Raw genomic sequence first — 24,179 nt, 5'->3', positions numbered from 1 at the left:
TGCCCCGTGGCTTCGCCGCCGTCACTCCCACCGGAAGAACCTCCCCGCCGCGGCCAGGCCGGCCACCGCCCACACCGCCAGGATCCCGAGCTCGCCCCACGGCATCCCCGCCCCGTGCTGGAGCACGTCCCGCAGGCCTCCGGACAGCGCCGAGATCGGCAGCAGTGCGAGGACGTCCTGCGCCGCCGGCGGGAACTTGTCCAGCGGGACGATCACACCGCCGCCCACCAGCAGCAGCAGGAACACCAGGTTGGCCGCGGCCAGCGTCGCCTCGGCCTTCAGGGTGCCCGCCATCAACAGCCCGAGCCCGGAGAACGCCGCCGTGCCGAGGACCAGCAGGAGCAGCACGGCGAACGGGTTCCCGTGCGGCGACCAGCCCAGCGCGAAGGCGATCACCGTCAGCAGGACGACCTGGAGGACCTCCGTGACCAGCACGGACAGCGTCTTGGCGGTCATCAGGCCCCAGCGGGGCAGCGGCGAGACGGCCAGCCGCTTCAGCACGCCATAGCGGCGTTCGAAGCCGGTGGCGATGGCCTGCCCGGTGAACGCCGTCGACATCACGGCGAGGGCCAGGACGCCCGGGGCGAGGAAGTCCACCGCCTTGCCCGCGCCGGTGTCCACGATGTCCACCGTGCTGAACAGCACCAGCAGCAGGGTGGGGATCACCACGGTGAGCAGCAGTTGCTCGCCGTTGCGCAGGAGCATCCGGGTCTCCAGTGCCGCCTGGGCCCCGATCATCCGGGGCAGCGGCGCGGCGCCCGGCGCCGGGGTGTGGATGCCGGTGGCGGTCATGAGCGCAGTTCCTTTCCCGTCAGCTCGAGGAAGACGTCCTCCAGGGTGTGCCGTTCGACCGAGATCCGGTCGGGCATCACCCCGTGCTGCGCGCACCAGGAGGTGACGGTCGCCAGGAGCTGGGGGTCGATCTTCCCGGTGACCCGGTACGAGCCCGGCGTCAGCTCCTCGGCGGTGCTGTCCGCGGGCAGCGCCTTGAGCAGCGAGGTCACGTCCAGTCCGGGGCGGCCGGTGAAGCGGAGCGTGTTCTCGGCGCCGCCGCGGCACAGCTCCTCCGGGGAGCCCTGGGCGATGACCCGGCCCGCGTCGATGATCGCGACGTCGTCACTGAGCTGCTCGGCCTCGTCCATGTAGTGGGTGGTGAGGATCACGCCGACGCCGTCGGCGCGCAGGTCGCGGACGAGGTCCCAGGTGGCGCGGCGGGCCTGCGGGTCGAGACCTGCGGTCGGCTCGTCCAGGAACACCAGTTCAGGGCGTCCGACGACGGCCATCGCCAGCGCGAGCCGCTGCTGCTGCCCGCCGGAGAGCCGGCGGTAGGAGGTCCGGCCGCAGCTGCCGAGCCCGAGCCGCTCCACGAGGGCGTCCACGTCCAGCGGGTTCGCGTGCAGCTTCGCGACATGGCGGAGCATCTCGTCCGCCCGCGCGCCCGAGTAGACGCCGCCGGACTGGAGCATCACGCCGATCCGGGGCCGCAGTTCGCGGGCCTGTCTCACCGGGTCGAGGCCGAGGACGCGCACGGTGCCGGAGTCCGGCTTGCGGTAGCCCTCGCAGGTCTCGATGGTCGTCGTCTTGCCGGCGCCGTTGGGGCCGAGGACGGCGGTGACGCCTGCCCGGGCCTCCAGGTCGAGGCCGTCCACCGCGGTCTTCGTCCCGTACCGCTGCACCAGGGCCTGGACCTGGACGACAGGCTCAGTTCGCATGGACGCAAAGTCTAGGTTCGCACTCGTGCGCCCGGACGCGCGGGGCCGTCCAGGGGCGCCGGGAGGCCACCCGGCAGAGCCCGGGACGGCCCCGGGAAGGCCCGGCTCCCTGATCGATCAAAGATCGTTTCCCCAGGTCAGGTTAGCTTTACCTAAGTGATGTAGTGCATCGCCCGGTCGGCCGGACGCGGCTTGCCTGCCTCCGGCGAATTACGCAACAATGGCGTTGTGAAAAACGTCGGACAGGCTCGGGAGACCCCCGCGGGGGCCCCTCAGGAGGAGCTGGCGACCGGTGAGCGCTCGACGCGCAACCGGGTCGCGCGCTCCATCCTGGACCACGGGCCGTCGACCGTCACCGAGCTGGCCGGACGCCTCGGGCTCACCCCGGCGGCCGTACGCAGGCACCTCGATGCATTGGTCGCCGACGACGTCGTGGAGGCTCGCGAGCAGCGCGTGTACGGCACGCGGACGCGCGGACGCCCCGCCAAGGTCTTCGCCCTGACCGACTGCGGCCGCGACGCCTTCGACCAGTCCTACGACAAGCTCGCCGCCGACGCCCTGCGTTGGATCCAGGAGCGCTTCGGCGGGGACGAGGCCGTCGTGGCCTTCGCCCGCGCGAGGATCGCCGAACAGGCCGCCGCCTACCGCGAGGCCGTCGAGGCCGCCGCCCCGGAGGACCGCACCGAAGCACTGGCCAAGGCCCTGAGCGCGGACGGGTACGCTGCTACGGCGCGCAGCGCACCCCTCCCTCAAAAAGGCGAGCAGCTCTGTCAGCACCACTGCCCGGTGGCCCACGTCGCGGAGAAGTTCCCGCAGTTGTGCGAGGCCGAGACGGAGATCTTCTCCCAGCTGCTCGGAACGCACGTCCAGAGACTGGCGACCATCGCGCACGGAGACGGCGTCTGCACGACGTTCATCCCCAAGATTTCCCACACTGATCACCGCAGCCAGAACGCATCTGCAAGCACGGCCGGGAGGAACCCCGCATGACTCTCCCCACGGAGACTGCTCACCCCGAACTCGAGGGCCTGGGCAAGTACGAATACGGCTGGGCCGACTCCGACACGGCCGGCGCGTCCGCGCGTCGCGGCATCAACGAGGACGTCGTCAACGACATCTCCTCGAAGAAGTCCGAGCCGGAGTGGATGACCAAGCTCCGCCTCAAGGGCCTGAAGCTCTTCGAGAAGAAGCCCATGCCGAACTGGGGCTCGGACCTGTCGGGCATCGACTTCGACAACATCAAGTACTTCGTGCGCTCCACGGAGAAGCAGGCGGCGTCCTGGGAGGACCTGCCCGAGGACATCAAGAACACCTACGACAAGCTGGGCATCCCCGAGGCGGAGAAGCAGCGCCTCGTCGCCGGTGTCGCCGCCCAGTACGAGTCGGAGGTCGTCTACCACCAGATCCGCGAGGACCTGGAGGAGCAGGGCGTCATCTTCCTCGACACCGACACCGCGCTGAAGGAGCACCCGGAGCTCTTCAAGGAGTACTTCGGGACCGTCATCCCCGCCGGCGACAACAAGTTCGCCGCGCTGAACACCGCGGTGTGGTCCGGCGGCTCCTTCATCTACGTGCCGAAGGGCGTGCACGTCGAGATCCCGCTCCAGGCCTACTTCCGTATCAACACGGAGAACATGGGCCAGTTCGAGCGGACCCTGATCATCGTCGACGAGGGCGCCTACGTGCACTACGTCGAGGGTTGTACGGCCCCGATCTACAAGTCCGACTCCCTGCACAGCGCCGTCGTCGAGATCATCGTCAAGAAGAACGCCCGCTGCCGCTACACGACCATCCAGAACTGGTCGAACAACGTCTACAACCTGGTCACCAAACGCGCCGTCGCCTACGAGGGCGCGACCATGGAGTGGATCGACGGCAACATCGGCTCCAAGGTGACGATGAAGTACCCGGCCGTCTACCTGATGGGCGAGCACGCCAAGGGCGAGACCCTCTCCATCGCCTTCGCCGGCGAGGGCCAGCACCAGGACGCCGGCGCCAAGATGGTCCACATGGCGCCGAACACCTCCTCCAACATCGTCTCCAAGTCGGTGGCGCGAGGCGGCGGCCGCACCTCCTACCGCGGTCTCATCGAGATCGGCGAAGGCGCCCCCGGCTCCAAGTCCAACGTGCTGTGCGACGCGCTGCTCGTCGACACCATCTCCCGCTCCGACACGTACCCCTACGTCGACGTGCGTGAGGACGACGTGTCCATGGGCCACGAGGCGACCGTCTCCAAGGTCTCCGAGGACCAGCTCTTCTACCTGATGAGCCGTGGTCTCTCCGAGGACGAGGCGATGGCCATGATCGTGCGCGGCTTCGTCGAGCCCATCGCCAAGGAGCTCCCGATGGAGTACGCGCTGGAGCTCAACCGGCTGATCGAGCTGCAGATGGAAGGCGCCGTCGGCTGACCCCCGGCCCGTCCGTCACGCCCCTTACGTCAACGAAAGCGAGCACTACGACAGCCATGGCTGAGGCTCAGAATCTTCCTGTGGGGTCCACCACCACAGGCTCCATCGCGGTGGCCGCCGAGTCGACCGTCGCCACGCGCATGAGCGCGCCGCCGTCCTTCGACGTCGCGGACTTCCCGGTCCCGCACGGCCGCGAGGAGGAGTGGCGGTTCACCCCGCTGGAGCGCCTGCGCGGCCTGCACGACGGCACCGCCGTCGCGGGCGGCAACGGCGTCAAGGTCACGGTGGAGGCCCCCGAAGGCGTCGTCGTCGAGGCCGTCGGCCGCGACGACGCGCGGCTCGGCAGGGCCGGCACGCCCGTGGACCGCGTCGCCGCCCAGGCGTACTCCGCCTTCGAGCAGGCCGGCGTCGTCTTCGTCCCCAAGGAGACGGTCCTCACCGAGCCGATCCGGATCTCCGTGCACGGCGAGGGCGGCGTCTCCTACGGCCACCAGATCATCGAGCTGGGAGCCTTCGCCGAGGCCGTCGTCGTCATCGACCACACCGGTGACGCCGTGGTCGCCGCCAACGTCGAGTACGTCCTCGGCGACGGCGCCAAGCTGACCGTCGTCTCCGTCCAGGACTGGGACGACAAGGCCGTCCACGTCGCCCAGCACAACGCCCTCGTCGGCCGGGACGCCACCTTCAAGTCGGTGGTCGTCACCTTCGGCGGCGACGTGGTCCGCCTGCACCCGCGCGTGCAGTACGCCGGCACCGGTGGCGAGGCCGAGCTGTACGGCCTGTACTTCACCGACGCCGGCCAGCACCAGGAGCACCGCCTCCTGGTCGACCACAACACCCCGCACTGCAAGTCGAACGTCGCCTACAAGGGCGCCCTCCAGGGCGAGGACGCGCACGCCGTGTGGATCGGCGACGTCCTCATCGAGGCCAAGGCCGAGGGCACCGACACCTACGAGATGAACCGCAACCTCGTCCTCACGGACGGCGCGCGCGTCGACTCGGTGCCGAACCTGGAGATCGAGACCGGCGAGATCGTCGGCGCCGGCCACGCCTCCGCCACCGGCCGCTTCGACGACGAGCAGCTCTTCTACCTGATGGCCCGCGGCATCCCCGAGCACGAGGCCCGCCGCCTCGTCGTCCGCGGCTTCTTCGCCGAGCTGGTCCAGCAGATCGGCGTCGACGACATCGAGGAGCGTCTGCTCGCGAAGATCGAAGAGGAGCTGGAGGCCTCGGTCGCATGACGACCTACGTACGCGCCTGCGGACTGGGCGAGCTGGAGGAGGACACCCCGAAGCGGGTGGAACTCGACGGCACGCCGGTCTCCTTGGTGCGGACCGAGGGGGAGGTGTTCGCGATCCACGACATCTGCTCGCACGCGAACGTCTCGCTCTCCGAGGGCGAGGTGGAGGACTGCCAGATCGAGTGCTGGCTGCACGGCTCCGCCTTCGACCTGCGCACCGGCAAGCCGTCCGGCCTTCCCGCGACGCGCCCCGTCCCCGTATACCCCGTAAAGATCGAAGGGGGCAGCGTCTTCGTCGACGTACGCGCCCCCCTCACCCAGGAGTCCTGAGGCATCCATGGCAACGCTTGAAATCCGAGACCTGCACGTCACCGTCGAGGCCGACAACGCCACGAAGGAGATCCTCAAGGGCGTCGACCTCACCGTGAAGCAGGGCGAGACGCACGCCATCATGGGCCCGAACGGCTCCGGCAAGTCGACGCTCGCCTACTCCCTCGCGGGTCACCCGAAGTACACGATCACCGGCGGCACCGTCACCCTCGACGGCGAGGACGTCCTGGAGATGTCCGTCGACGAGCGCGCCCGCGCCGGCCTGTTCCTCGCCATGCAGTACCCGGTCGAGGTCCCCGGCGTGTCCGTGTCGAACTTCCTGCGCACCTCCGCCACCGCCGTCCGCGGCGAGGCCCCCAAGCTGCGCACCTGGGTGAAGGAGGTCAAGGAGGCCATGCAGCGCCTCAACATGGACCCCTCCTTCGCCGAGCGCAACGTCAACGAGGGCTTCTCCGGCGGTGAGAAGAAGCGCCACGAGATCCTCCAGCTCGAACTGCTCAAGCCGAAGGTCGCGATCCTCGACGAGACCGACTCCGGCCTGGACGTCGACGCGCTCCGCATCGTCTCCGAGGGCGTCAACCGCGTCCGCGAGACCGGCGAGGTCGGCACCCTGCTGATCACGCACTACACGCGCATCCTGCGCTACATCAAGCCCGACTTCGTCCACGTCTTCTCCGGCGGCCGCATCGTCGAGTCCGGCGGCGCCGAGCTCGCCGACAAGCTGGAGAACGAGGGGTACGAGGCATATGCGAAGCAGGACGCAGTCGACACGAAGGGTGGCGTATCCGCGTGACACAGCTGCCGGGCCTCCTCGACACAGAGGCGATCCGCAAGGACTTCCCGATCCTGGACCGTCTGGTCCACGACGACCGGAAGCTCGTCTACCTGGACAACGCGGCGACCTCGCAGAAGCCGCGCCAGGTGCTGGACGCCCTGAGCGAGTACTACGAGCGCTACAACGCCAACGTCCACCGCGGTGTGCATGTGCTCGCCGAGGAGGCCACGGCGCTGTACGAGGGCGCGCGTGACAAGGTCGCGTCCTTCATCAACGCGCCCTCGCGCGACGAGGTGATCTTCACCAAGAACGCCTCGGAGTCGCTCAACCTCGTGGCGAACATGCTGGGCTGGGCCGACGAGCCCTACCGCGTGGACTCCGAGACCGAGATCGTCATCACCGAGATGGAGCACCACTCCAACATCGTGCCGTGGCAGCTGCTCTCGCAGCGCACGGGCGCGAAGCTGAAGTGGTTCGGCCTGACCGACGACGGCCGCCTCGACCTGTCGAACATCGACGAGATCATCACGGAGAAGACGAAGATCGTCTCCTTCGTGCTGGTGTCGAACATCCTCGGCACGGTCAACCCGGTCGAGGCGATAGTCCGCCGGGCGCAGGAGGTCGGCGCGCTGGTCTGCGTCGACGCCTCGCAGGCCGCTCCCCACATGCCGCTGGACGTGCAGGCCCTCCAGGCCGACTTCGTGGCCTTCACCGGCCACAAGATGTGCGGCCCGACCGGCATCGGCGTGCTGTGGGGCCGCCAGGAGCTGCTGGAGGACCTGCCTCCGTTCCTCGGCGGCGGCGAGATGATCGAGACAGTGTCCATGCACTCCTCGACCTACGCCCCCGCCCCGCACAAGTTCGAGGCGGGCACGCCCCCGGTCGCCCAGGCGGTCGGTCTCGGCGCGGCCATCGACTACCTGTCCTCGATCGGCATGGACAAGATCCTCGCCCACGAGCACGCGCTCACCGAGTACGCGGTGAAGCGGTTCGCCGAGGTCCCCGACCTGCGGATCATCGGTCCGACCACGGCCGAGGACCGCGGCGCGGCGATCTCCTTCACGCTCGGCGACATCCACCCGCACGACGTGGGCCAGGTCCTCGACGAGCAGGGCATCGCGGTTCGCGTCGGCCACCACTGCGCGCGACCCGTCTGCCTGCGCTACGGAATTCCCGCGACGACGCGAGCGTCGTTCTATCTGTACTCCACGCCCGCCGAGATCGACGCTCTGGTGGACGGCCTGGAGCACGTACGGAATTTCTTCGGCTGAGGGGTTGGCGAGCGAGCGCATGAAGCTGGACTCCATGTACCAGGAAGTCATCCTGGACCACTACAAGCACCCGCACGGGCGTGGTCTGCGCGTCGGCGACGCCGAGGTGCACCACGTGAACCCGACCTGCGGCGACGAGATCACCCTGCGGGTGAAGTACGCCGGCACGAAGATCGAGGACGTCTCGTACGAGGGCCAGGGCTGCTCCATCAGCCAGGCGAGCGCGTCCGTGCTGAACGAACTCCTCGTCGGCAAGGAGCTGTCCGAGGCGCACCGGATCCAGGAGACCTTCCTGGAGCTGATGCAGTCCAAGGGCAGGATCGAGCCGGACGACGCGATGGAGGAGGTGCTGGAGGACGCGGTCGCGTTCGCCGGCGTCTCCAAGTACCCGGCCCGGGTCAAGTGCGCCCTCCTCAGCTGGATGGCGTGGAAGGACGCGACGGCCCAGGCGCTGGGCGCCGACGCCGAAAGGAAGACGGCATGAGCGAGACCCTGGAGATGAAGCCGGCCTCGGAGGAGGAGGTCCGAGAGGCGCTGTACGACGTCGTCGACCCCGAGTTGGGCATCGACGTCGTCAACCTCGGCCTGATCTACGGCATTCACATCGACGACGCGAACATCGCGACGATCGACATGACCCTGACCTCCGCGGCCTGCCCGCTGACGGACGTCATCGAGGACCAGGCGAAGTCCGCCACGGACGGCCTGGTCAACGAGCTGCGCATCAACTGGGTCTGGATGCCGCCGTGGGGCCCGGACAAGATCACCGACGACGGCCGCGAGCAGCTTCGGGCGCTCGGCTTCAACGTCTGAGGAGTGTGGTGACGCGTGTGGCCCCCGGCGGGAACCGCCGGGGGCCACACGCGTGTGCGGGTGGCGGTCCGCTCAGGCGAGACCGTCGACGAGGCGGAACGCGAAGTCCTCGCCGCCGCTGGAGTTGTAGCCGTACTGGTCCAGACGCAGCTCCATGTTCCGGTGCCGCAGCGCGCGGTCGGGGTAGTTGACCGAACGCAGCGTCATGGAGCCCGAGTAGGGCGACCAGTTGGGGCAGAAGGTGGCGTCCTGGGAGAACAGGTTCGAGCCGTCGTTGCGTTCCGCGCGCAGCACGAAGTTGCGGTGGCGCAGATACGTGCCGTCGGCCGTCCTGAACGAGTAGCAGGAGCCATTGGACAGGCCCGCCACGACGTCGAAGGAGGCGTCCTCGCGGAACTCCGAGCCGCCGCTCTGTTCGAGCCGCACCAGGCCGCCGCTCGCGCGCCAGTAGCGGTCGGGGTAGTTGACCGACTGCACCGACTTGCGGTTGCTCGCCGGCCGCGGCGCGGGCACGTCCTTGACCGGCGGCGCCTGCGGGGCGGGGGCGGTGGACGGGCGGGGCGACGCACTCCCCTGCGGCCGGGGCGAACCCGAGGCGGACGGCGAGGCCGACGCCGAAGCGGACGCGGACGGCGAGGGGCTCCCGGCCGGCGCGGACGCCGAAGGGGATCCGCTCGCCGAGGGTGTGGCGAAAGAGATCAGCCCCGAGGTGGTCTCCTTGGCGGACGTCGTCCGGCCCTGACGGGCGGCCGACTGCTTGTCGTTGGCCTTTTCGGTCACGGATATCGCCGTCACGCAGGCCACCACGGTGGCCACGGCGAGAGCGCCGGCCAGCCACAGCCGTCGCGTTCCGGGAGCCCGGGAGCTTTCCGGGGCCCAACCGTTCCCCCAGGGTTGCTCCGGGGAAGGCCGGGACTTGTTGTCTGGCATGCGCTGTTCCTCCAGCGGCGCTCGTGTCGGCGGCCGCGGCTGCGAAGGCCCGGTATGTGAACGGTGAAACATTAGTGGAACGTGTGGCTGATGAGCAGCCGTTTCAGCGAGCGGTTTCCATAACGGTTTCTCATACAGGGGCACTTGGGGGCGGGCCGGCCCGCGCGGCGGCGGTCGGGCCGCGCACGGCGCCGCCGAAGCGGACCCGCGCCCGCCCCGACCGCCACCTGAGACGCCGGGCGGCAGGTTGGCCTCGGGTGGGGCTTGCCGGTTAGGTTGCGCTCATGACCGAAACGACTGCTCCTCGCACCACCGGCGCCGCGGCCGCCGGGCTCGCCACGCTCGCCGCCGACGGCACCGTTCTCGACACCTGGTTCCCCGCGCCCGAGCTCACCGCCGAGCCCGGTCCGGCCGGCACCGAGCGCCTTTCTCCCGAGAAGGCCGTGGAGCTGCTCGGCGAGGGCGCGGCCAAGGCCGTCGGCCCGGACGCCCGCCGGGGCGTCGAGGTCGTCGCGGTCCGCACGGTCATCGCCTCCCTCGACGACAAGCCGCTCGACGCGCACGACGTCTACCTGCGGCTCCACCTGCTCTCCCACCGCCTGGTCAAGCCGCACGGCCAGAGCCTGGACGGCATGTTCGGCCACCTGGCCAACGTCGCGTGGACGTCTCTCGGCCCGGTCGCCGTGGACGACGTCGAGAAGGTCCGCCTGAACGCGCGCGCCGAGGGCCTGCACCTCCAGGTGACGTCCATCGACAAGTTCCCCCGCATGACGGACTACGTGGCCCCCAAGGGCGTCCGCATCGCCGACGCGGACCGCGTCCGCCTGGGCGCGCACCTCGCCGAGGGCACCACGGTCATGCACGAGGGCTTCGTGAACTTCAACGCCGGCACGCTCGGCACGTCCATGGTCGAGGGCCGCATCTCCGCGGGCGTCGTCGTGGGCGACGGCTCCGACATCGGCGGCGGCGCGTCCACGATGGGCACGCTCTCCGGCGGCGGCAACGTGATCATCTCCATCGGCGAGCGCTGCCTGGTCGGCGCGGAGGCGGGCGTCGGCATCGCGCTGGGCGACGAGTGCGTCGTCGAGGCGGGCCTCTACGTCACGGCGGGCACCCGGGTGACCATGCCCGACGGCCAGATCGTCAAGGCCCGCGACCTCTCCGGCGCCTCGAACATCCTCTTCCGTCGCAACTCGGTCACCGGCGCGGTCGAGGCCCGCCCGAACAACGCGGTCTGGGGCGGCCTGAACGAGATCCTGCACAGCCACAACTGAGGCGCGTCGCGTCGGTGGTGGAGAGCGCCCCTCGGCTTTTGGCCGAGGGGCGCTCTCGCTGTTTCTCGCGGCCGCGCGGGCCGGTGCGGTGCGGCCTCCTACTCCGGGCTCGTCATGAGGTGGTCGTAGGCCGCTCGGAGGGCGCGGGTCGTTTCCGGGGTGGCGGGGAGCAGCGGGGGGCGGAGCGGGCCGGCGGGGAGGGCGAGGGAGGTCAGGAGGGCCTTGGCGGTGACCGTGCCGGGCAGGTCCGCGGCCATCATCGCCTCGATGAGGTCCAGCGCGCGCAGCTGGAGCCGGGCGGCCTCGCGGGTGTCGCCCCGGTCGAACGCGTCCAGGATCGAGCGGAGCCGGCGCGGGGCGACGCCTGCGACCGTGCTGACGTAGCCGACCGCGCCCACCGCGTACAGGGCGAGGATCTGCTCGTCGCAGCCCGCGTAGTACGCCAGTCGGGTGCGGGCCAGGATCTTCTGGACGCCCAGGAGGTCGTTGGAGCAGTCCTTCACCGCTGCGATCCCCGGGTGTTCCGCGAGCCGGATCATCGTCTCCGGCGCGATGCGCACGCCGGTGCGGCCGGGCACGTCGTACAGCATCACCGGCAGCCCGCAGGCGTCCGCGACCTCGCGGAAGTGGGCCTCCAGGGCGTCCTGCGGGGGTCTGCTGTAGTAGGGGGCGGCGACGAGGACGCCGTCCGCGCCGGCCTTCCCGGCGGACAGGGCGAGATCGACGGTGTGCCGGGTGTCGGCGGTGGTCACGCCCGCCACCAGCGGCACCCCGTCCCCGACGGCCTCGCGCACCGCCCGGACCAGCTCCGCCTTCTCCGTGTCCGACGTGGTCGGGGACTCGCCCGTCGTCCCCGACAGCACGAGCCCGTCGCAGCCGTGCGTGACCAGCCGGTCGGCGAGCCGTTGCGCGCCGTCGAGGTCGAGCGCCCCCGACTCCGTGAAGGGAGTGATCATCGCGCAGAGGGCGCGGCCGAAGGGAGGGGCGGGGGTGTGCGGGAGTCCGGTTGTCATACGGGTAGCTTCGGCCAGACAGAGGTGAAGCTCCACTTAAATCTGCTACGGGACAAAGATTAGCGATACTGCATGGTGAGCGGCGTCGTGGGGCAGGGGTAGCGCCGGCGCGTGCGGGTACCCGGGTGGTCCGGAACCGAGAGGAGGCGGAACAGCGTGACCGGGACCACGGACACCCGGCCCGTCCACGACGGGCACCACACGGTCGGCCAACTCGTGAACCAGGCCGGCGAACAGCTCTCCCAGCTCGTGCGGCAGGAACTCGCCCTCGCCAAGGAGGAGCTGACCGAGAAAGGCCGTCGCGCGGGGCGCGGCGGCGGAATGCTCGGCGGGGCGGGCGCGTTCGCCTACGCGGGCCTGCTCGCGCTCGCCGGGACGGGCGTCGCCGCACTCTCGCTGGTGCTGCCCGTCTGGGCGGCGGCGCTCATCGTCACGGCGGTGCTGTTCGCGATCGCCGCCGTGCTGGCCGTGACCGGCCGCAGCCAGCTGCGCCGGGCCACGCCCCCCACCCCCGAGGAAACCATCGGCAGTGTCAAGGCCGACGTCGAGGAGATCAGGGAAAGGGCGCATCGATGACGGACAGGACCACGGCGGCGGAGCTGCGCCGGCAGATCGCCGAGACGCGCAGCCAACTCGGCCACACCGTCGAGGAGTTGGCGGCCAAGACGGACCTTCGCGGACGGGCCCGCGCGCGGGCGGCGGACCTCAGGGACCGCGCGGGCGCGATGACGGTCCAGCTCCGCAGCACGGCGGCCCAGGCGGGCCACACCGTGCAGGAGAAGGCCGGTCGAGCGACCCACACCGTGCAGAGCAGGGCGGGGCGCGCGACGCACGCGGTGCAGGACGGCGCGGGGCGGGCCGGGCACACCGTCCAGGAGAAGGCGGGGCGGGCGGGCCACGCCGTCCAGAGCAAGGCCAAGGAGGCGACCCTCACCGCCCAGGACAAGGCCGTGCACACACGGCACGGCCTGCAGGAGACGACGTCCCGCGCGGGCCGCGGCATGCCCGAGGCGATGCGCGCCCCGGCGCGGTTCGCCCGGCAGCACCCGCGCCCGATGATCGTCGCCGCGGCGGCGGGCGCGGTGCTCATCGCGGCAGGTGTCGTGGGGCGGCGCCGGGCGGCCCGCCGCTGACGGCGGCCTGTGACGGCGGAAGGACGGAAGGGCCCGGCACCCCGTGTGGGTGCCGGGCCCGTCCGTGTGTGCCGGGCTGGTCGCGCGTCCCGCGCCCTCAGGCCGACGGCGCCGAGGGCGGCGGGGCCGAGCGGCCGCGCCGGGCCGCCGCCCACGTCGTGCGCAGCCACGCAGGCCACTTCCGGGTGTCCCGCGGCTCCACGTACGGCTCGGTGTACGGGGCCTCGGTCTCCTCCCGTCCCCGCCCGCCGCAGACGATCGCCCGCTCCCGCGCCAGCTCCGCGTCGAACTCCAGCCCCAGCAGGATCGCCAGATTGCTCAGCCACAGCCACACCAGGAAGACGACGGCCCCCGCGAGAGTCCCGTACGTCCGGTTGTAGAGCGAGAAGTTGGCCGCGTAGAGCGCGAACCCGCCCGAGGCGACGAGCCAGATGAGGGTGGCGACGAAACTGCCGGGGGAGACCCAACGGAAGCCGCGGCCACGGACGTTGGGGGCGGCCCAGTACAGCAGGGCGATCATCAGCACGACGAGGAGCAGCAGCACCGGCCACTTGGCCACGCCCCACACCGCGATCGCCGCGTCGCCGGCCCCCACCAGCCTGCCCGCCCGCTCGGCCAGCGGCCCGGTGAAGACGACGATCAGCGCGCTCGCCGCCAGCATCAGCATCAGCGTCACGGTCAGCGCGAGGCGCAGCGGCGTCAGCTTCCACACCGGCCGGCCCTCCGGGAGGTCGTACACCGCGTTCGACGCCCGGATGAACGCGGCGACGTAACCGGACGCCGACCACAGCGCGGCGAGGAGACCGGCGATCGCCAGCACGCCGCTCGTGCCGCCGCTGTCGCCGAGCTGGACCACCGAGTCGCGCAGGATGTCCCGGGCCGGGCCGGGGGTCAGCTCCCCTATGTTGTCGAGGATGGCGTCGGTGGCGCGCCGGCCGACCACGCCCAGCGCGGACACCATCACCAGCAGCGCCGGGAACAGCGACAGCACGCCGTAGTACGTCAACGCGGCCGCCCGGTCGGAGAGTTCGTCGTCGAGCAGTTCCTTCGCCGTGCGCCGTGTCACCGCCCACCACGAACGGGCGGGCAACCGGCCGGGACCACGCCCCGCCTCCTGCGAATCCTCGTCCATGACCTGCGTGTCTCCCGAAACGGGGCCGCGAACCGCGCGCAGGCCGGGTTTGCCCGGCCGGGAGCCCGGGGCCGGCCGAACCGTGTGTCCGGCCGGCCCCGCCGGCCTGTGCCGGCCGCCGCCTACGGCTGGAAGCGCAGCACCTGCGGGTCGTGGTCGCTGATCTGGTCGTGGAACTCCGAGTTCACGTGCACGCTGTCGTACTCGAAGACCCCGCGCCGGATCGCCGGGCTGACCAGGATCTGGTCGAGGACCTGGCTGTTGCCCTGGTAGACGTAGGAGTAACGCTCCTGCCTCGGCAGTGACTTGATGGCCGACCACAGCTCGCCGTCGCCTTCGAGGACGTCGGCGGTGCCGGAGAACTCGAAGTCGTTGATGTCGCCGAGCGCGATGACGTTCGCCTTGCGCTCGGTGTCCAGGATGTCCTTCACGAACCCGTTGACCAGGGCCGCCTGCTGGTGGCGCTGGACCTCCGAGCTGCGCGCCGCCGGCTGGTACTGCGAGGTCAGACCCTGGTCGCCGCCCTTGGAGTTGAAGTGGTTGGCGATCACGAAGACCGTGCGGCCCTGGAAGACGAACTCGCCGACCAGCGGCTTGCGGCTGGAGTTGAAGGCGGTGTTCGCCGGGTCGATGCGGCCGGGGGAGACCGTCAGGGCCGCCTTGCCGCGGACTCCGGTGACGCCGGCCGCGGTCGTGGCGTCGCCGCCCGCGCGGTCGGTGAAGGAGACCCGCTCCGGGTTGAACAGGAACACCTGGCGGATGTTGCCGCCCGGCTCGCCGCCGTCGGCGTTGTTCACCGGGTCGACGGAGCGCCAGTCGTAGCGCGGGCCGCCCGCGGCGACGATCGCGTCGATCAGCTTGCGCACCGTCTGCCCGGCGGTCACCGTGCCGTCGTTCTTCGCGCCGTTGTCGTCCTGGATCTCCTCCAGGGACACGACGTCGGGCGACTGCAGGTGCTGCACGATGGCGGCGGCGTGCGCGGCGAAGGTCGTGTCGCCCGGGTCGAGGTTCTCGACGTTGTACGTCGCCACGGCCAGCTCGCGCTCGTCCTGCTTGCGCGTGGTCTCACGCTCCAGGCCGGCGCTCTCCAGCGTGCCGATCCGGTTGCCGACCAGGGTGTACCCGCCGAACTGGTTGTAGTCCAGGGGCCCTTCGGTCACGCCCGCGAGCACGTCGCCGACGTTCGCCTTCGGGAAGGCGGCCACCGCGCCGAGCGACTGGATCTGCAGCCGGCCCGTGTTCTGCTGCTTGTACGAGCCGTAGACCGTGCCGCCGCTGGGGTTGGCGTTCTCCTGCGGCTTCACCGTGACCCACAGCTCGGTGTACGGGTCGGTCGCGCCGACCACCCGGGTGTCCTTGACCCGGATGTTCTGGCCCTCGAGGGACTCGTAGTGGTCCAGGGCGTACTTCCGCGGCTTCAGCGTCAGACCGTTGACCGAGCCGTTCGCGGCCGGGTCGCCCTCCGGGGCGTACTTGTTCGGGACCGTCCCGGCGTCCACGACCACGGCGGCCGGGACCGGGTTGCCGCCGGAGACGACGGTGACCGTCGGCCGCACGATCTCGGTCACCGACTGGTTGCCGGTCGAGGCGCCGCCGGGGACGAACTCCGAGACCGTGCCGTTCACGGTGACGGCGTCGCCCACGGCGACCTTGGGCGCGGAGCTGGTGAAGACGAAGACGCCCTCGCTGGTGGCGGGGTCGGCGTCCGGGGACGGGTCCTGGATCCAGAAGCCTCTGGAGGAGCCGTAGGAGCGCACCCCGGTGACGATCCCGGTGACGTCGGTGACCTGCTGACCGGCGTAGGGGGATATCCGGGTGGTTCCCTGGATGTCGTGGATCCGCACGGCGTCGGCGTGCGCGGGCGAGGCGATGACGACGGCGGACGCCGCGGAGCAGACGGCGGCGACGGTGAGCGCGGCGAGGCGCGCGGAAGACCTGCTAGGCAACGGATTCCCTCCGGGGGACGTGCATGAGCGCCGGGACGAGGGTGAGGCGTGGGCGCGGACGGACGCGCGGAGAAAGATCAGTGAACACCTGTCCCCCCAACTTCTACGCGCGTCAATCTCCTGCCTGCTCCGGCCAGTTGTCAAGGTTTCGGCCATGTACGAATGCCGTCCGGCAGATGAACCGGGCGGCATGGGTGGATATCCGTCTAGGCTGAGCGACTGAGTGGCACCACGCGTTTCGAGGAGAACCAGCCGATGTCAGACAGCTCGCCCCTGCCGCCCGTACGGCTGTTCTCCGAAGCGGAGCTGGCGCGCGACGCGCTGTCGACCCCGTTGCTCGCCCGGGCCGCCCGCCTCGCCCGCTGGGCCGGGCCCGGCACCCTCGTCGACGCCGGCGGCGGACTCGTCGACGAACAGCTTCCGGCCGCCGCCGAACTCCTCGGCCTCACCGGCGACGACGCCGCCGCCTGCGCCAGCGAGGCGTGGCGGGTCGCGGTGGACACCGGGCTGGTCGAGATCACCGACGAGGAGAACGGCGCCGTCGCCCCCGGCGAGGAACTCGCCCTGCTGACGGGCGGTTCCCCGCACGACGTGCTCGCCGTCTGGCTCGCCGCGCTGGAGACGGTCCTCGCCGACGCGAGCGTGCCCGATCTCGACGACCTGATCGACGCCATGGACGCCGACGGCGGTCATGTCGACTTCTCCCAGCTGGACTTCGACCCCGAGCGGGAGGCCGCCTTCCTCGACGGCGTGCTCGGCAACCTCTACCTGCTCACCGTCGGCGAGGACGGCCCCGGCGACGCGGCCGTCCCGCTGCCCGCGCTCGCCGCCTCCATGATCGTCCCCGGTGATGCGGCCGAGCCCAGCAACGACATGCTGGAGCAGATCTCCGACGCGATGATGCGCCTCGACGACCAGTTCCGCCTGCTGGAGCCGATCGGCCTCGTCTCCTACCGGCCCGTCGACGAGGCGCTCATGCGGGACGCCGACGAGAGCGGCGGGACCGCGGGGGTCGAGGGTTCCGCGGGGTCCGACGGGGCCGGTGGCTCGGGGGAGGGGGCCGCCGCCTCGGCCGACGACATCGAGGTCGCCCGCTACGGCATGGTCCGCCTCACCCCGCTCGGCCTGTACGGGTTGCGGGCGCGGCTGCTGGAGGCCGGCTTCACCGCGCCCGCCGTCGGCGACCTCGCCGACAAGGGCGCCGACGCCCTCCTCGACGGCAGCGCCGGGTACGGTCCGCAGGCCGCCCGTGCCGAGACCGAGCACTGGCTCGCCCGCCGCGAACCCGTCGCCGCCGCACGCGAGTTGCTCGCCGCGGCCCGGGGCTCCGACGCGGGTGCGCCGCTGCGCCGGCTGCGCTGCCAGCAGGCCCTCTCCCTGGTCGGGGACCAGGCCGAACCGGCCGTGCGGGAGGTCCTGGACGACGCCGAACTCGGCGGTCTGGCCCGGGTCTGGCTCACCGAGCTGGGCGCGACCGACGTTCCGCCGCCGTCGGAGGCGATGATCTTCTGGCTCACCATCGACACCCTGGCCGCCCAGCTCGCCGCCGAGGGCAACTCCGAGGAACTCCAGGCGCTGGTCGAGGGGCTGGCCCAGCAGCACAGCGGGTTCTTCGCTGCCGCCTGGCGGGTCGAGCACCCGGCCACTCCGGACGTGCTGGAGGCGATGGGCCGCCTCCACCCCGACAAGCGCGTCGCCAAGGAGGCCCGCAAGGCCGCTTTCAAGGCCCGTTCCCAGCAGGGCGGCTGACGCCGGTCCTGAAGAGGAGGCGCGGTATGACGCGGGCCAGACCCATGCGCGCGGACGCCCGCCGCAACTACGAGCGGTTGCTGGAGGCAGCCGCCCAGGCCTTCGCCGAACACGGGGAGGGCGCGTCCCTCGACGACATCGCCAAGCGGGCGGGCGTCGGCTCGGGCACGCTGTACCGGCACTTCCCGACGCGTCAGGCGCTGCTGGAGGCTGCCTACGTCGACCGGATCGAGGCGTTCGCTGTCCGCGCGGACGAACTCGGCGCGCGGCTCCCGCCGGGGGAGGCGCTGGTGGCGTGGCTGATCGACCTGTGCGCCGGCACGCTCCAGGTCCGCGGCTTGAAGGCCCTGTTGGGCTCGGCCGTCACGGACGGCGGCGGCCGTGCGGTCCCGGCGTGCGCGACGAGCGTGACGGAGGCGGCGGCGCGGCTGGTAATGGCGGCGCAGCGGGAGGGCGCCCTGCGGACCGACGTCACCCCCATGGAACTGCTGCGGCTGGCGCACGGCCTGGCGACGGCGGCGGAACTGACCGACGGGGGCGGCGACAGCATCCGGCGGTACGTCACGCTGCTGACGGAGGGACTGCGGCCGGGGCGCTGAGGCGGGCGGCGGGCGCGCCCTCGGGGAGCGCGCCCGCGGCTGCCGTGCGGGGAGTGATCGGACGGGGTCCGCGTTCAGAGTGCCTGGGCGGCCGGTTTCACCATGTTCCGTACCGTCCGGGCCTTCACGAACTCGCCCATCGCCGTCATCTCCCACTCACCGGAGAACTGGCGGATCAGCTTCGCCATCATCACGCCCGTCTGCGGCTCCGCGCCGGTGAGGTCGAAGCGGACCAGTTCCTCGCCGGTCGCGGCGTCCAGCAGACGGCAGTAGGCCTTGGCCACCTCGGTGAACTTCTGCCCGGAGAACGAGTTGACGGTGAAGACCAGACCGGTCACCTCCTGCGGGAGCCGGCCCAGGTCGACGGCGATCACCTCGTCGTCCCCGCCGCCCTCGCCGGTGAGGTTGTCACCGGAGTGCTTGATCGCGCCGTTGAGGATGCTCAGCTTGCCGAAGTAGCAGCTGTCGATGTGGTTGCGCTGCGGGCCGTACGCGATGACCGAGGCGTCCAGGTCGATGTCCCGGCCCCGGTACGCCGGCTCCCAGCCGAGGCCCATCCTGACCTGCGACAGCAGGGGCAGGCCGCCCTTCATGAGGGAGACGGTCTGGTTCTTCTGGAGGCTGACGCGGCCCTTGTCGAGGTTGATCTTGCCGGTGCCGGCGGCCGGCGCGGGGGGTGCGGGAGGCGGCGCCTGCGGCATCGGGGGCGCGGTGACGGCGGGGGCTGCGGGCGCTGCGGGGACGCTGGGCGCCGCCGGCTGGGGCGGCGTAGCCGGTTCCTCGACCGTGACGCCGAAGTCGGTGGCGATGCCGGCCAGACCGTCGGCGTACCCCTGGCCCACCGCGCGGGCCTTCCACGCGCCGTTGCGCAGGTAGATCTCCACGATCAGCAGCGCCGTCTCGTCGCCCAGTTGCGGGGGCGTGAACGTCGCCAGGACGCTGTGGTCGTCGGCGTTGCGGATGGTGGCCGTCGGTTCGATGCCCCGGAACGTCTGTCCGGCGGCGTCGGGGCTCGCCGTGACGACGATCTTCTCGATGCCCGGCGGGATCGCGGAGGTGTCGACCGTGATCGCGTCGGGGGCCGCGCCGCCGCCGGAGCGGTGGGTCACGCCGGGGCCGCTCGGCTGGTTGTAGAAGATGAAGTCGTCGTCGGAGCGCACCTTGCCGTCGGCGGTGAGCAGCAGGCCCGAGACGTCGAGGCGCACGGGGGCGGTGACGTCGACCGCCACGCGGGGGGCGGTGAGGGGGATGTTCGAGCCGGGGGTCATAGCTGTCATGCCAGGAGAACGAGCGAGGCCGTTTTACCGTTCCCTTACCGTCCCCGTTCGGCGGGGAGGCCGTCGTCGAGGGGGCCGGCCGCGCCGGCGGGCCAGGTGTACTCGAACTCGGGGAGCTCGAAACTCTGGTCGAACCGGCAGACGCGGGACGCGGTGCGGTGGCCTCCATGGCGTTCGTAGAAGGCGACGGCGCGGGTGTCGTCCTGGAGGACTTCCAGGTAGACGTCCCGGCCGGGGTGCGCGGCGGCGGCCCAGGCCAGGGCACGTCCGAGCGGCAGCCGGCCCAGTCCGCGGCCGCTGTCGCCGGGCCGGACGTGCAGACTGTCCAGCAGGATCCGGCCGTCCGGCTTCGGTTCCAGATGGACGAAGCCGAGCAGCCGGCCGGCCTCCACGGCCAGGAACAGCGCGGCGCCCGGAACCGGATCGTCCAGCCGGGCCCGCCACACCTTCGGCGTTCGGCGAGCAGCGGACCGTTCAGGTACTGCGCGGGGAACAGGCCCGCGCAGGCCTTCGCCAGCTGGTCGTGTGCAGCTCGGCTATCGCGTCGACATCGTCAGCCCCGCCCGTGATGATCCTCCATGGCCGCATTCTCCCCGTCCCCGGACGGCGTCAGTACGGCCAGATCGGGGGGTCGGTCACGAAGGGGCCGCCCAGGTGGGTGTGGGCGGGGTTGGACGGGTCCGGTTCGCCCTGTTCGGCGATCAGCTTCTCGGCGTACGGCTCGGAGTCGTCCTGCGGCTCGTAGCCGAGGGCTCGCGCGCTGGTGAGGTCCCACCACAGACGCGTGTTGGCGGAGGAGCCGTAGACCACCGTGTGGCCCACGCCCTGGGCGGTGAGCGCGGCGTGGAAGAGGCGGGCGCCGTCGGCCGGGCTCATCCACACCGACAGCATGCGCACGTTGGTCGGCTCGGCGAAGCAGGAGCCGATCCGCACCGACACCGTCTCCAGGCCGTGCTTGTCCCAGTAGAACTGGGCGAGGTCCTCGCCGAAGGACTTGGACAGGCCGTAGAAAGTGTCCGGGCGGCGCGGGGTGTGGACCGGGATCAGCGACTCCGGCGGGAGGGGGGCGTCGCCCTCGGGCCGGGGGGTGAAGCCGACCGCGTGATTGGAGGAGGCGAACACCACGCGCCCGACGCCCTCCTGGCGGGCGGCCTCGTACAGGTGGTACGTCCCCTCGATGTTCGCCTTGAGGATCTTCTCGAAGGGGGCTTCCAGGGAGATGCCCGCGAGGTGGATGATCGCGTCGACGCCCCGTACGGCCTCTCGCAGCGCGTCCAGGTCGGCGAGGTCCGCGGTGATCGCGTCCGGCGCGCCCTCCACGGGCCGCACGTCGAGAAGGCGCAGCTCGTAGCCGTAGGCGGGGAGCAGTTCCCGCATGAGGGTGCCGAGGCCACCGGCGGCGCCGGTGAGCAGGACGGTGCGCGCAGCGGGCATCCCCGGGTCTCCTTGGATCTCACGGCCGAGTCTGTGGACGTCATTCACATCTGTGGACACGCTAGGGATCTCGCCCGACCTCCGTCAAGGGGTGCCGAGTCGACAAGTCTCCGTCTCGCGTCGCCGTTCGTGCGCTTGACCGGGCCTGATCGGCTCCCTAGGGTGAAGTGCGTTCAGAAATGTGGATGTCGGTCATAACAATGCACGCGTCGCCTCAGGGAGAGTCCGTGACGTCAGCGTCAGCTCCGCTCGCCGCACGCCTTCGCGTCCCCAGCGGACCGCTGTTCTTCCCCGTGACCGCCTTCGGCCCCGACGGCTCCGTCGCCCTGGACGTCTACCGGGAGCACGTGCGCCGCGGGGTGGAGGCCGGCGCGGCGGCCGTCTTCGCCTGCTGCGGTACCGGTGAGTTCCACGCGCTCACCCCCGAGGAGTTCCAGACGTGCGTCCGGGCGGCCGTGGAGGAGACGGGCGGGCGGGTGCCCGTCGTCGCGGGGGCCGGGTACGGGACCGCGCTCGCCGTCCGCTACGCACGGCTCGCGCGGGACGCCGGCGCCGACGGACTGCTCGCGATGCCGCCCTACCTCGTCGTCGCCGCCCAGGAAGGGCTGCTGCGCCACTACCGCGAACTCGCCGCCGCCACCGAACTCCCCGTCATCGTCTACCAGCGCGACAACGCCGTCCTCACCCCCGGGACCGCCGTCGAACTCGCCCGCACCGAGGGGATCATCGGCCTCAAGGACGGCGTCGGCGACCTCGACCTCATGCAACGCGTCGTCAGCGCCGTCCGCAGCGAGGTCCCCGGCGACTTCCTCTACTTCAACGGCCTGCCCACCGCGGAACAGACCCAGCTCGCCTACCACGGCATCGGCGTCACCCTCTACTCCTCGGCCGTGTTCTGCTTCGCCCCCGAGATCGCCCTGGCCTTCCACCGGGCGCTCACCGCGCGCGACCTGGCCGTCGTCCACCGCCTGCTGGACGGCTTCTACCGCCCCCTCGTCGAGCTGCGCGCCCTCGGCCGCGGCTACGCCGTCTCCCTGGTCAAGGCCGGTGTGCGGTTGCGCGGCCTCGACGTCGGCGAGGTGCGCCCGCCGCTGCACGAACCGAACGAGGACCATGTGAAACAGCTCGCCGCAGTGATCGAGCGTGGACACGCGCTGCTGGGGGAGGACCGGTGAAGGCGTCGACTTTCGTCTATCCCTGGGACGTCAACGGGGATCCGGAGGCGCCCGAGCGGATCGCCGCGCTCGGCGTACGGCAGGCGACGCTCGCCGCCGCCTACCACTCCACCCGCGCCCTCACCCCGCGCCACCCCCGCCACCGCATCGTCACCGCCGAGCACGCCGCCGTGCTGTACCCGACGGACCCGGCGGGCCCGCGTTGGGCGGGCCGCGCCCTGCGGCCCCACCCGGCCGGCGACTGGGCCCCGGGCGACGCCTACGGCGAGGCCGCCGCCGCGCTGGAGCGGGCCGGCCTGGAGGTCCACACCTGGGTGGTCCTCGCGCACAACTCCCGCCTCGGCGCAGAGCACCCCGGCACCTCGGTCGTCAACGCCTACGGCGACCGCTACCCCTGGGCCCCGTGCATCGCGCAGCCCACCACACGCGCGTACCTCGTCGACCTGGCCGCCGAGGCCGCCGTACGGCCCGGCGCGGCGGGCACCGAGCTGGAGTCCCTCGGCTGGTACGGCCTCCAGCACCTGCACGCCCACGACAAGACGTCCGGCGTCGCCCTCGGGGACGCCGGCATGTACCTGATGGCGCTCTGCTTCTGCCCGTCCTGCCGGGAGGGCTACGCCGGCCGGGGCCTGGACCCCGGCCTGCTGGCTGACTCCGTACGCACCGCGCTGGAGCCGCTGTGGCAGGGGGCGCCCGACGACGCCGGCTGGGCGGGCGTCGAGAGGCTCCTCGGGCAGGAGACGGCGAGGGCCACACGCGCGTGGCGCGACGAGACCGCCCGCACCCTCCAGGAGGCGGCGGTGGCCGCCGTCCGCGCCGAGGCCCCCAAGGGCTTCCAGGTGCTGCTGCACGCCGACCCGGTGACGTACCACGTCGGCGCCAACCCGGGCGTGGACCCCGCGCACGTCCTGTCCGTCGCGGACGGTGTGGTCGTCCCCTGCGCGGACGGGCCCGGCCTGATCACACCCTTCGCCGAGCAGGGCCGGGACGGGGCGGTGCTCGCCGCCAACTTCCCGATCGTCTCCGGCATGGGCGGCGACCCCGACGGCCTGTCGGCCGGCGCGGCCCGCGCGCGCGACCTCGGAGCCACCGAGCTCCGCCTCTACCACGCGGGCTTGGCGTCCGACGCCGACCTGGAGGCGACCCGGAAGGCCCTCGGCGCGCTCTGAGGCCCACGCGTCCCCCACACGAGGGTCCGGGGGAGCCCGGGGCCACGAACGTCCGCGGGGAGCGATGAGTTTCCCCCCTCCGCGCGGTCCACCTCATATGACCGACATCGCCACCACACTCGACCTCGCACCTCAGGCCCGCATCGTCGCGCGGCTCGCCGCGGGCGTCCGGGACGAGCAGCTCGACGGGCGCACGCCCTGCCCGCGGTACGCCGTGCGGAACCTGCTCGGCCATCTCGGGCACCTCGCCGTCGCCTTCCGGGACGCCGCGCGCAAGGACCTGGGCGCCACGACCGACACGGACCCCGGGACGACCCTGCCGGACCTCCCGCCCGGCTGGCGCGAGGAGCTGCCGGCGGCGCTCGACGCGCTCGCCGAGGCCTGGCGGGACCCCACCGCCTGGGCCGGCATGACCCGTGCGGGGGGCGTCGACCTGCCCGGCGAGGTCGCCGGCGCCGTCGCCGCCGACGAACTCGTGGTCCACGGCTGGGACCTCGCGCGGGCCACCGGACAGCGCTACGCGCCCGACCCGGCGGCGCTGCGCGCCTCCCACGCGTTCCTGCGGGCCGCCGCCGAGGAGGCCGGCGAGGGCGGCAGCGGGATCTTCGGCCCCGTCGTCCCCGTCCCGCCGGACGCCCCGCTGCTCGCCCGTGCCGTCGGCCTGAGCGGCCGCGACCCGGGCTGGACGCCGTGAGCGCTCCGGCTGCGTACCCGTAGACGCATCGCGTAGACGCACCCATGAGCACGGCGTAGACGGAGGTGATCGCGGCGCTTCGCGCCGTGGTGAAACGTACGCTCC

26 protein-coding genes are annotated in these 24,179 nt (G+C 71.7%); 17 read left to right on the top strand and 9 right to left on the bottom strand.

Going from position 1 to position 24,179, the window contains the following annotated elements; translation table 11 throughout:
- Nucleotides 1-21: 21 nt before the first annotated feature.
- Both ACIOC0_RS25625 and ACIOC0_RS25620 read right to left on the bottom strand, forming a co-directional pair.
- On the bottom strand, nucleotides 22-792 hold the full coding sequence (locus ACIOC0_RS25625) for an ABC transporter permease (protein WP_402157840.1): 771 nt from the start codon (nucleotides 790-792) through the stop codon (nucleotides 22-24).
- Nucleotides 789-1,712, bottom strand: coding sequence for an ABC transporter ATP-binding protein (locus ACIOC0_RS25620; protein ID WP_402157839.1), 924 nt, complete (start codon nucleotides 1,710-1,712; stop codon nucleotides 789-791). Before ACIOC0_RS25620 ends, ACIOC0_RS25625 begins: the two co-directional genes overlap by 4 nt.
- A 228-nt stretch (nucleotides 1,713-1,940) precedes the next feature.
- Here ACIOC0_RS25620 and ACIOC0_RS25615 point away from each other — a divergent pair, with 228 nt between their 5' ends.
- Genes ACIOC0_RS25615 through ACIOC0_RS25580 form a run of 8 tightly spaced genes read left to right on the top strand, consistent with a single transcriptional unit; the run spans nucleotide 1,941 to nucleotide 8,549 of the window.
- Nucleotides 1,941-2,702: a helix-turn-helix transcriptional regulator gene (locus tag ACIOC0_RS25615; RefSeq protein ID WP_402157837.1), complete on the top strand. Its 762-nt coding sequence runs from the start codon at nucleotides 1,941-1,943 to the stop codon at nucleotides 2,700-2,702.
- Nucleotides 2,699-4,120 carry a Fe-S cluster assembly protein SufB gene (gene sufB, locus ACIOC0_RS25610; protein WP_351096933.1) on the top strand — a complete coding sequence of 474 codons (1,422 nt, stop codon included), beginning with the start codon at nucleotides 2,699-2,701 and terminating at the stop codon, nucleotides 4,118-4,120. The genes ACIOC0_RS25615 and sufB overlap by 4 nt, the downstream gene beginning before the upstream one ends.
- A 56-nt stretch (nucleotides 4,121-4,176) precedes the next feature.
- Nucleotides 4,177-5,361, top strand: coding sequence for a Fe-S cluster assembly protein SufD (gene sufD, locus ACIOC0_RS25605; protein WP_402157834.1), 1,185 nt, complete (start codon nucleotides 4,177-4,179; stop codon nucleotides 5,359-5,361).
- On the top strand, nucleotides 5,358-5,690 hold the full coding sequence (locus tag ACIOC0_RS25600) for a non-heme iron oxygenase ferredoxin subunit (RefSeq protein ID WP_402157832.1): 333 nt from the start codon (nucleotides 5,358-5,360) through the stop codon (nucleotides 5,688-5,690). The genes sufD and ACIOC0_RS25600 overlap by 4 nt, the downstream gene beginning before the upstream one ends.
- Nucleotides 5,691-5,697: 7 nt before the next feature.
- Nucleotides 5,698-6,483, top strand: a complete 786-nt coding sequence (sufC, locus tag ACIOC0_RS25595) for a Fe-S cluster assembly ATPase SufC (RefSeq protein ID WP_351096930.1) — start codon at nucleotides 5,698-5,700, stop codon at nucleotides 6,481-6,483.
- Nucleotides 6,480-7,736 carry a cysteine desulfurase gene (locus tag ACIOC0_RS25590; protein ID WP_402157830.1) on the top strand — a complete coding sequence of 419 codons (1,257 nt, stop codon included), beginning with the start codon at nucleotides 6,480-6,482 and terminating at the stop codon, nucleotides 7,734-7,736. Before sufC ends, ACIOC0_RS25590 begins: the two co-directional genes overlap by 4 nt.
- Before the next feature lie 19 nt (nucleotides 7,737-7,755).
- Nucleotides 7,756-8,220: a Fe-S cluster assembly sulfur transfer protein SufU gene (gene sufU, locus ACIOC0_RS25585; RefSeq protein ID WP_402157829.1), complete on the top strand. Its 465-nt coding sequence runs from the start codon at nucleotides 7,756-7,758 to the stop codon at nucleotides 8,218-8,220.
- Nucleotides 8,217-8,549: a metal-sulfur cluster assembly factor gene (locus ACIOC0_RS25580; RefSeq protein ID WP_020130530.1), complete on the top strand. Its 333-nt coding sequence runs from the start codon at nucleotides 8,217-8,219 to the stop codon at nucleotides 8,547-8,549. Before sufU ends, ACIOC0_RS25580 begins: the two co-directional genes overlap by 4 nt.
- A gap of 72 nt (nucleotides 8,550-8,621) precedes the next feature.
- On the opposite strand, the gene ACIOC0_RS25575 is transcribed toward ACIOC0_RS25580, so the two are convergent.
- Nucleotides 8,622-9,062 carry an AbfB domain-containing protein gene (locus ACIOC0_RS25575; protein ID WP_402157828.1) on the bottom strand — a complete coding sequence of 147 codons (441 nt, stop codon included), beginning with the start codon at nucleotides 9,060-9,062 and terminating at the stop codon, nucleotides 8,622-8,624.
- A 4-nt stretch (nucleotides 9,063-9,066) separates the two neighbouring features.
- Here ACIOC0_RS25575 and ACIOC0_RS25570 point away from each other — a divergent pair, with 4 nt between their 5' ends.
- Nucleotides 9,067-9,291, top strand: a complete 225-nt coding sequence (locus ACIOC0_RS25570) for a hypothetical protein (RefSeq protein ID WP_402157827.1) — start codon at nucleotides 9,067-9,069, stop codon at nucleotides 9,289-9,291.
- A gap of 472 nt (nucleotides 9,292-9,763) precedes the next feature.
- A complete protein-coding gene (gene dapD, locus ACIOC0_RS25565) occupies nucleotides 9,764-10,753 on the top strand; it encodes a 2,3,4,5-tetrahydropyridine-2,6-dicarboxylate N-succinyltransferase (protein ID WP_356688357.1) in 990 nt (329 codons plus the stop codon).
- A 98-nt stretch (nucleotides 10,754-10,851) separates the two neighbouring features.
- On the opposite strand, the gene dapA is transcribed toward dapD, so the two are convergent.
- A complete protein-coding gene (dapA, locus tag ACIOC0_RS25560) occupies nucleotides 10,852-11,766 on the bottom strand; it encodes a 4-hydroxy-tetrahydrodipicolinate synthase (RefSeq protein ID WP_402157825.1) in 915 nt (304 codons plus the stop codon).
- A 156-nt stretch (nucleotides 11,767-11,922) separates the two neighbouring features.
- Here dapA and ACIOC0_RS25555 point away from each other — a divergent pair, with 156 nt between their 5' ends.
- Nucleotides 11,923-12,342: a phage holin family protein gene (locus tag ACIOC0_RS25555; RefSeq protein ID WP_402157824.1), complete on the top strand. Its 420-nt coding sequence runs from the start codon at nucleotides 11,923-11,925 to the stop codon at nucleotides 12,340-12,342.
- On the top strand, nucleotides 12,339-12,899 hold the full coding sequence (locus ACIOC0_RS25550) for a DUF3618 domain-containing protein (protein ID WP_402157822.1): 561 nt from the start codon (nucleotides 12,339-12,341) through the stop codon (nucleotides 12,897-12,899). Before ACIOC0_RS25555 ends, ACIOC0_RS25550 begins: the two co-directional genes overlap by 4 nt.
- Before the next feature lie 97 nt (nucleotides 12,900-12,996).
- On the opposite strand, the gene ACIOC0_RS25545 is transcribed toward ACIOC0_RS25550, so the two are convergent.
- Nucleotides 12,997-14,031: a YihY/virulence factor BrkB family protein gene (locus ACIOC0_RS25545; protein WP_402157820.1), complete on the bottom strand. Its 1,035-nt coding sequence runs from the start codon at nucleotides 14,029-14,031 to the stop codon at nucleotides 12,997-12,999.
- Nucleotides 14,032-14,153: 122 nt separating this feature from the next.
- Nucleotides 14,154-15,977: an endonuclease/exonuclease/phosphatase family protein gene (locus ACIOC0_RS25540; RefSeq protein ID WP_402157819.1), complete on the bottom strand. Its 1,824-nt coding sequence runs from the start codon at nucleotides 15,975-15,977 to the stop codon at nucleotides 14,154-14,156.
- 255 nt (nucleotides 15,978-16,232) lie between these two features.
- Between ACIOC0_RS25540 and ACIOC0_RS25535 the strand changes: the two genes are divergently transcribed.
- Nucleotides 16,233-17,726 (top strand): hypothetical protein, encoded by a 1,494-nt coding sequence (locus tag ACIOC0_RS25535; protein WP_402157818.1) that lies wholly within the window; start codon nucleotides 16,233-16,235, stop codon nucleotides 17,724-17,726.
- A 26-nt stretch (nucleotides 17,727-17,752) separates the two neighbouring features.
- The gene (locus ACIOC0_RS25530) at nucleotides 17,753-18,325 is read left to right on the top strand and encodes a TetR/AcrR family transcriptional regulator (protein ID WP_402157816.1); all 573 of its coding nucleotides are present in this window, start codon (nucleotides 17,753-17,755) and stop codon (nucleotides 18,323-18,325) included.
- Between the two features lie 74 nt (nucleotides 18,326-18,399).
- Here ACIOC0_RS25530 and ACIOC0_RS25525 read toward each other — a convergent pair whose 3' ends face one another.
- The 3 genes from ACIOC0_RS25525 to ACIOC0_RS25515 all read right to left on the bottom strand — a co-directional run bounded on the left by ACIOC0_RS25525 (nucleotide 18,400) and on the right by ACIOC0_RS25515 (nucleotide 21,036).
- Nucleotides 18,400-19,593, bottom strand: a complete 1,194-nt coding sequence (locus tag ACIOC0_RS25525) for a TerD family protein (protein WP_402157815.1) — start codon at nucleotides 19,591-19,593, stop codon at nucleotides 18,400-18,402.
- A gap of 44 nt (nucleotides 19,594-19,637) precedes the next feature.
- The gene (locus tag ACIOC0_RS25520) at nucleotides 19,638-20,048 is read right to left on the bottom strand and encodes a GNAT family N-acetyltransferase (RefSeq protein ID WP_402157814.1); all 411 of its coding nucleotides are present in this window, start codon (nucleotides 20,046-20,048) and stop codon (nucleotides 19,638-19,640) included.
- A gap of 163 nt (nucleotides 20,049-20,211) precedes the next feature.
- The gene (locus ACIOC0_RS25515) at nucleotides 20,212-21,036 is read right to left on the bottom strand and encodes an NAD-dependent epimerase/dehydratase family protein (protein ID WP_402157812.1); all 825 of its coding nucleotides are present in this window, start codon (nucleotides 21,034-21,036) and stop codon (nucleotides 20,212-20,214) included.
- A 200-nt stretch (nucleotides 21,037-21,236) separates the two neighbouring features.
- Here ACIOC0_RS25515 and ACIOC0_RS25510 point away from each other — a divergent pair, with 200 nt between their 5' ends.
- The 3 genes from ACIOC0_RS25510 (at nucleotide 21,237) to ACIOC0_RS25500 (ending at nucleotide 24,074) form a co-directional block, all read left to right on the top strand.
- Nucleotides 21,237-22,211, top strand: coding sequence for a 5-dehydro-4-deoxyglucarate dehydratase (locus ACIOC0_RS25510; protein WP_402158211.1), 975 nt, complete (start codon nucleotides 21,237-21,239; stop codon nucleotides 22,209-22,211).
- Nucleotides 22,208-23,380 (top strand): hypothetical protein, encoded by a 1,173-nt coding sequence (locus tag ACIOC0_RS25505; protein WP_402157811.1) that lies wholly within the window; start codon nucleotides 22,208-22,210, stop codon nucleotides 23,378-23,380. Before ACIOC0_RS25510 ends, ACIOC0_RS25505 begins: the two co-directional genes overlap by 4 nt.
- A gap of 97 nt (nucleotides 23,381-23,477) precedes the next feature.
- Nucleotides 23,478-24,074, top strand: coding sequence for a TIGR03086 family metal-binding protein (locus ACIOC0_RS25500; RefSeq protein WP_402157809.1), 597 nt, complete (start codon nucleotides 23,478-23,480; stop codon nucleotides 24,072-24,074).
- Nucleotides 24,075-24,179 lie beyond the last annotated feature (105 nt).

It is taken from the genome of Streptomyces sp. NPDC088254 (assembly GCF_044740925.1).
Lineage (GTDB): Bacteria > Actinomycetota > Actinomycetes > Streptomycetales > Streptomycetaceae > Streptomyces.
Note: the sequence above shows the minus strand (reverse complement) of the source record. Positions and strands in the feature narration are given on the sequence as shown.

Bases quoted from the DNA above. Each gene is read 5' to 3' on its own strand.
- ACIOC0_RS25625 (WP_402157840.1), bottom strand. From the start codon at position 792: ATGACCGCCACCGGCATCCACACCCCGGCGCCGGGCGCCGCGCCGCTG.
- ACIOC0_RS25620 (WP_402157839.1), bottom strand. From the start codon at position 1,712: ATGCGAACTGAGCCTGTCGTCCAGGTCCAGGCCCTGGTGCAGCGGTAC.
- sufB (WP_351096933.1), top strand. From the start codon at position 2,699: ATGACTCTCCCCACGGAGACTGCTCACCCCGAACTCGAGGGCCTGGGC.
- sufD (WP_402157834.1), top strand. From the start codon at position 4,177: ATGGCTGAGGCTCAGAATCTTCCTGTGGGGTCCACCACCACAGGCTCC.
- ACIOC0_RS25600 (WP_402157832.1), top strand. From the start codon at position 5,358: ATGACGACCTACGTACGCGCCTGCGGACTGGGCGAGCTGGAGGAGGAC.
- sufC (WP_351096930.1), top strand. From the start codon at position 5,698: ATGGCAACGCTTGAAATCCGAGACCTGCACGTCACCGTCGAGGCCGAC.
- sufU (WP_402157829.1), top strand. From the start codon at position 7,756: ATGAAGCTGGACTCCATGTACCAGGAAGTCATCCTGGACCACTACAAG.
- ACIOC0_RS25580 (WP_020130530.1), top strand. From the start codon at position 8,217: ATGAGCGAGACCCTGGAGATGAAGCCGGCCTCGGAGGAGGAGGTCCGA.
- dapD (WP_356688357.1), top strand. From the start codon at position 9,764: ATGACCGAAACGACTGCTCCTCGCACCACCGGCGCCGCGGCCGCCGGG.
- dapA (WP_402157825.1), bottom strand. From the start codon at position 11,766: ATGACAACCGGACTCCCGCACACCCCCGCCCCTCCCTTCGGCCGCGCC.
- ACIOC0_RS25550 (WP_402157822.1), top strand. From the start codon at position 12,339: ATGACGGACAGGACCACGGCGGCGGAGCTGCGCCGGCAGATCGCCGAG.
- ACIOC0_RS25545 (WP_402157820.1), bottom strand. From the start codon at position 14,031: ATGGACGAGGATTCGCAGGAGGCGGGGCGTGGTCCCGGCCGGTTGCCC.
- ACIOC0_RS25535 (WP_402157818.1), top strand. From the start codon at position 16,233: ATGTCAGACAGCTCGCCCCTGCCGCCCGTACGGCTGTTCTCCGAAGCG.
- ACIOC0_RS25530 (WP_402157816.1), top strand. From the start codon at position 17,753: ATGACGCGGGCCAGACCCATGCGCGCGGACGCCCGCCGCAACTACGAG.
- ACIOC0_RS25525 (WP_402157815.1), bottom strand. From the start codon at position 19,593: ATGACCCCCGGCTCGAACATCCCCCTCACCGCCCCCCGCGTGGCGGTC.
- ACIOC0_RS25515 (WP_402157812.1), bottom strand. From the start codon at position 21,036: ATGCCCGCTGCGCGCACCGTCCTGCTCACCGGCGCCGCCGGTGGCCTC.
- ACIOC0_RS25510 (WP_402158211.1), top strand. From the start codon at position 21,237: ATGCACGCGTCGCCTCAGGGAGAGTCCGTGACGTCAGCGTCAGCTCCG.
- ACIOC0_RS25500 (WP_402157809.1), top strand. From the start codon at position 23,478: ATGACCGACATCGCCACCACACTCGACCTCGCACCTCAGGCCCGCATC.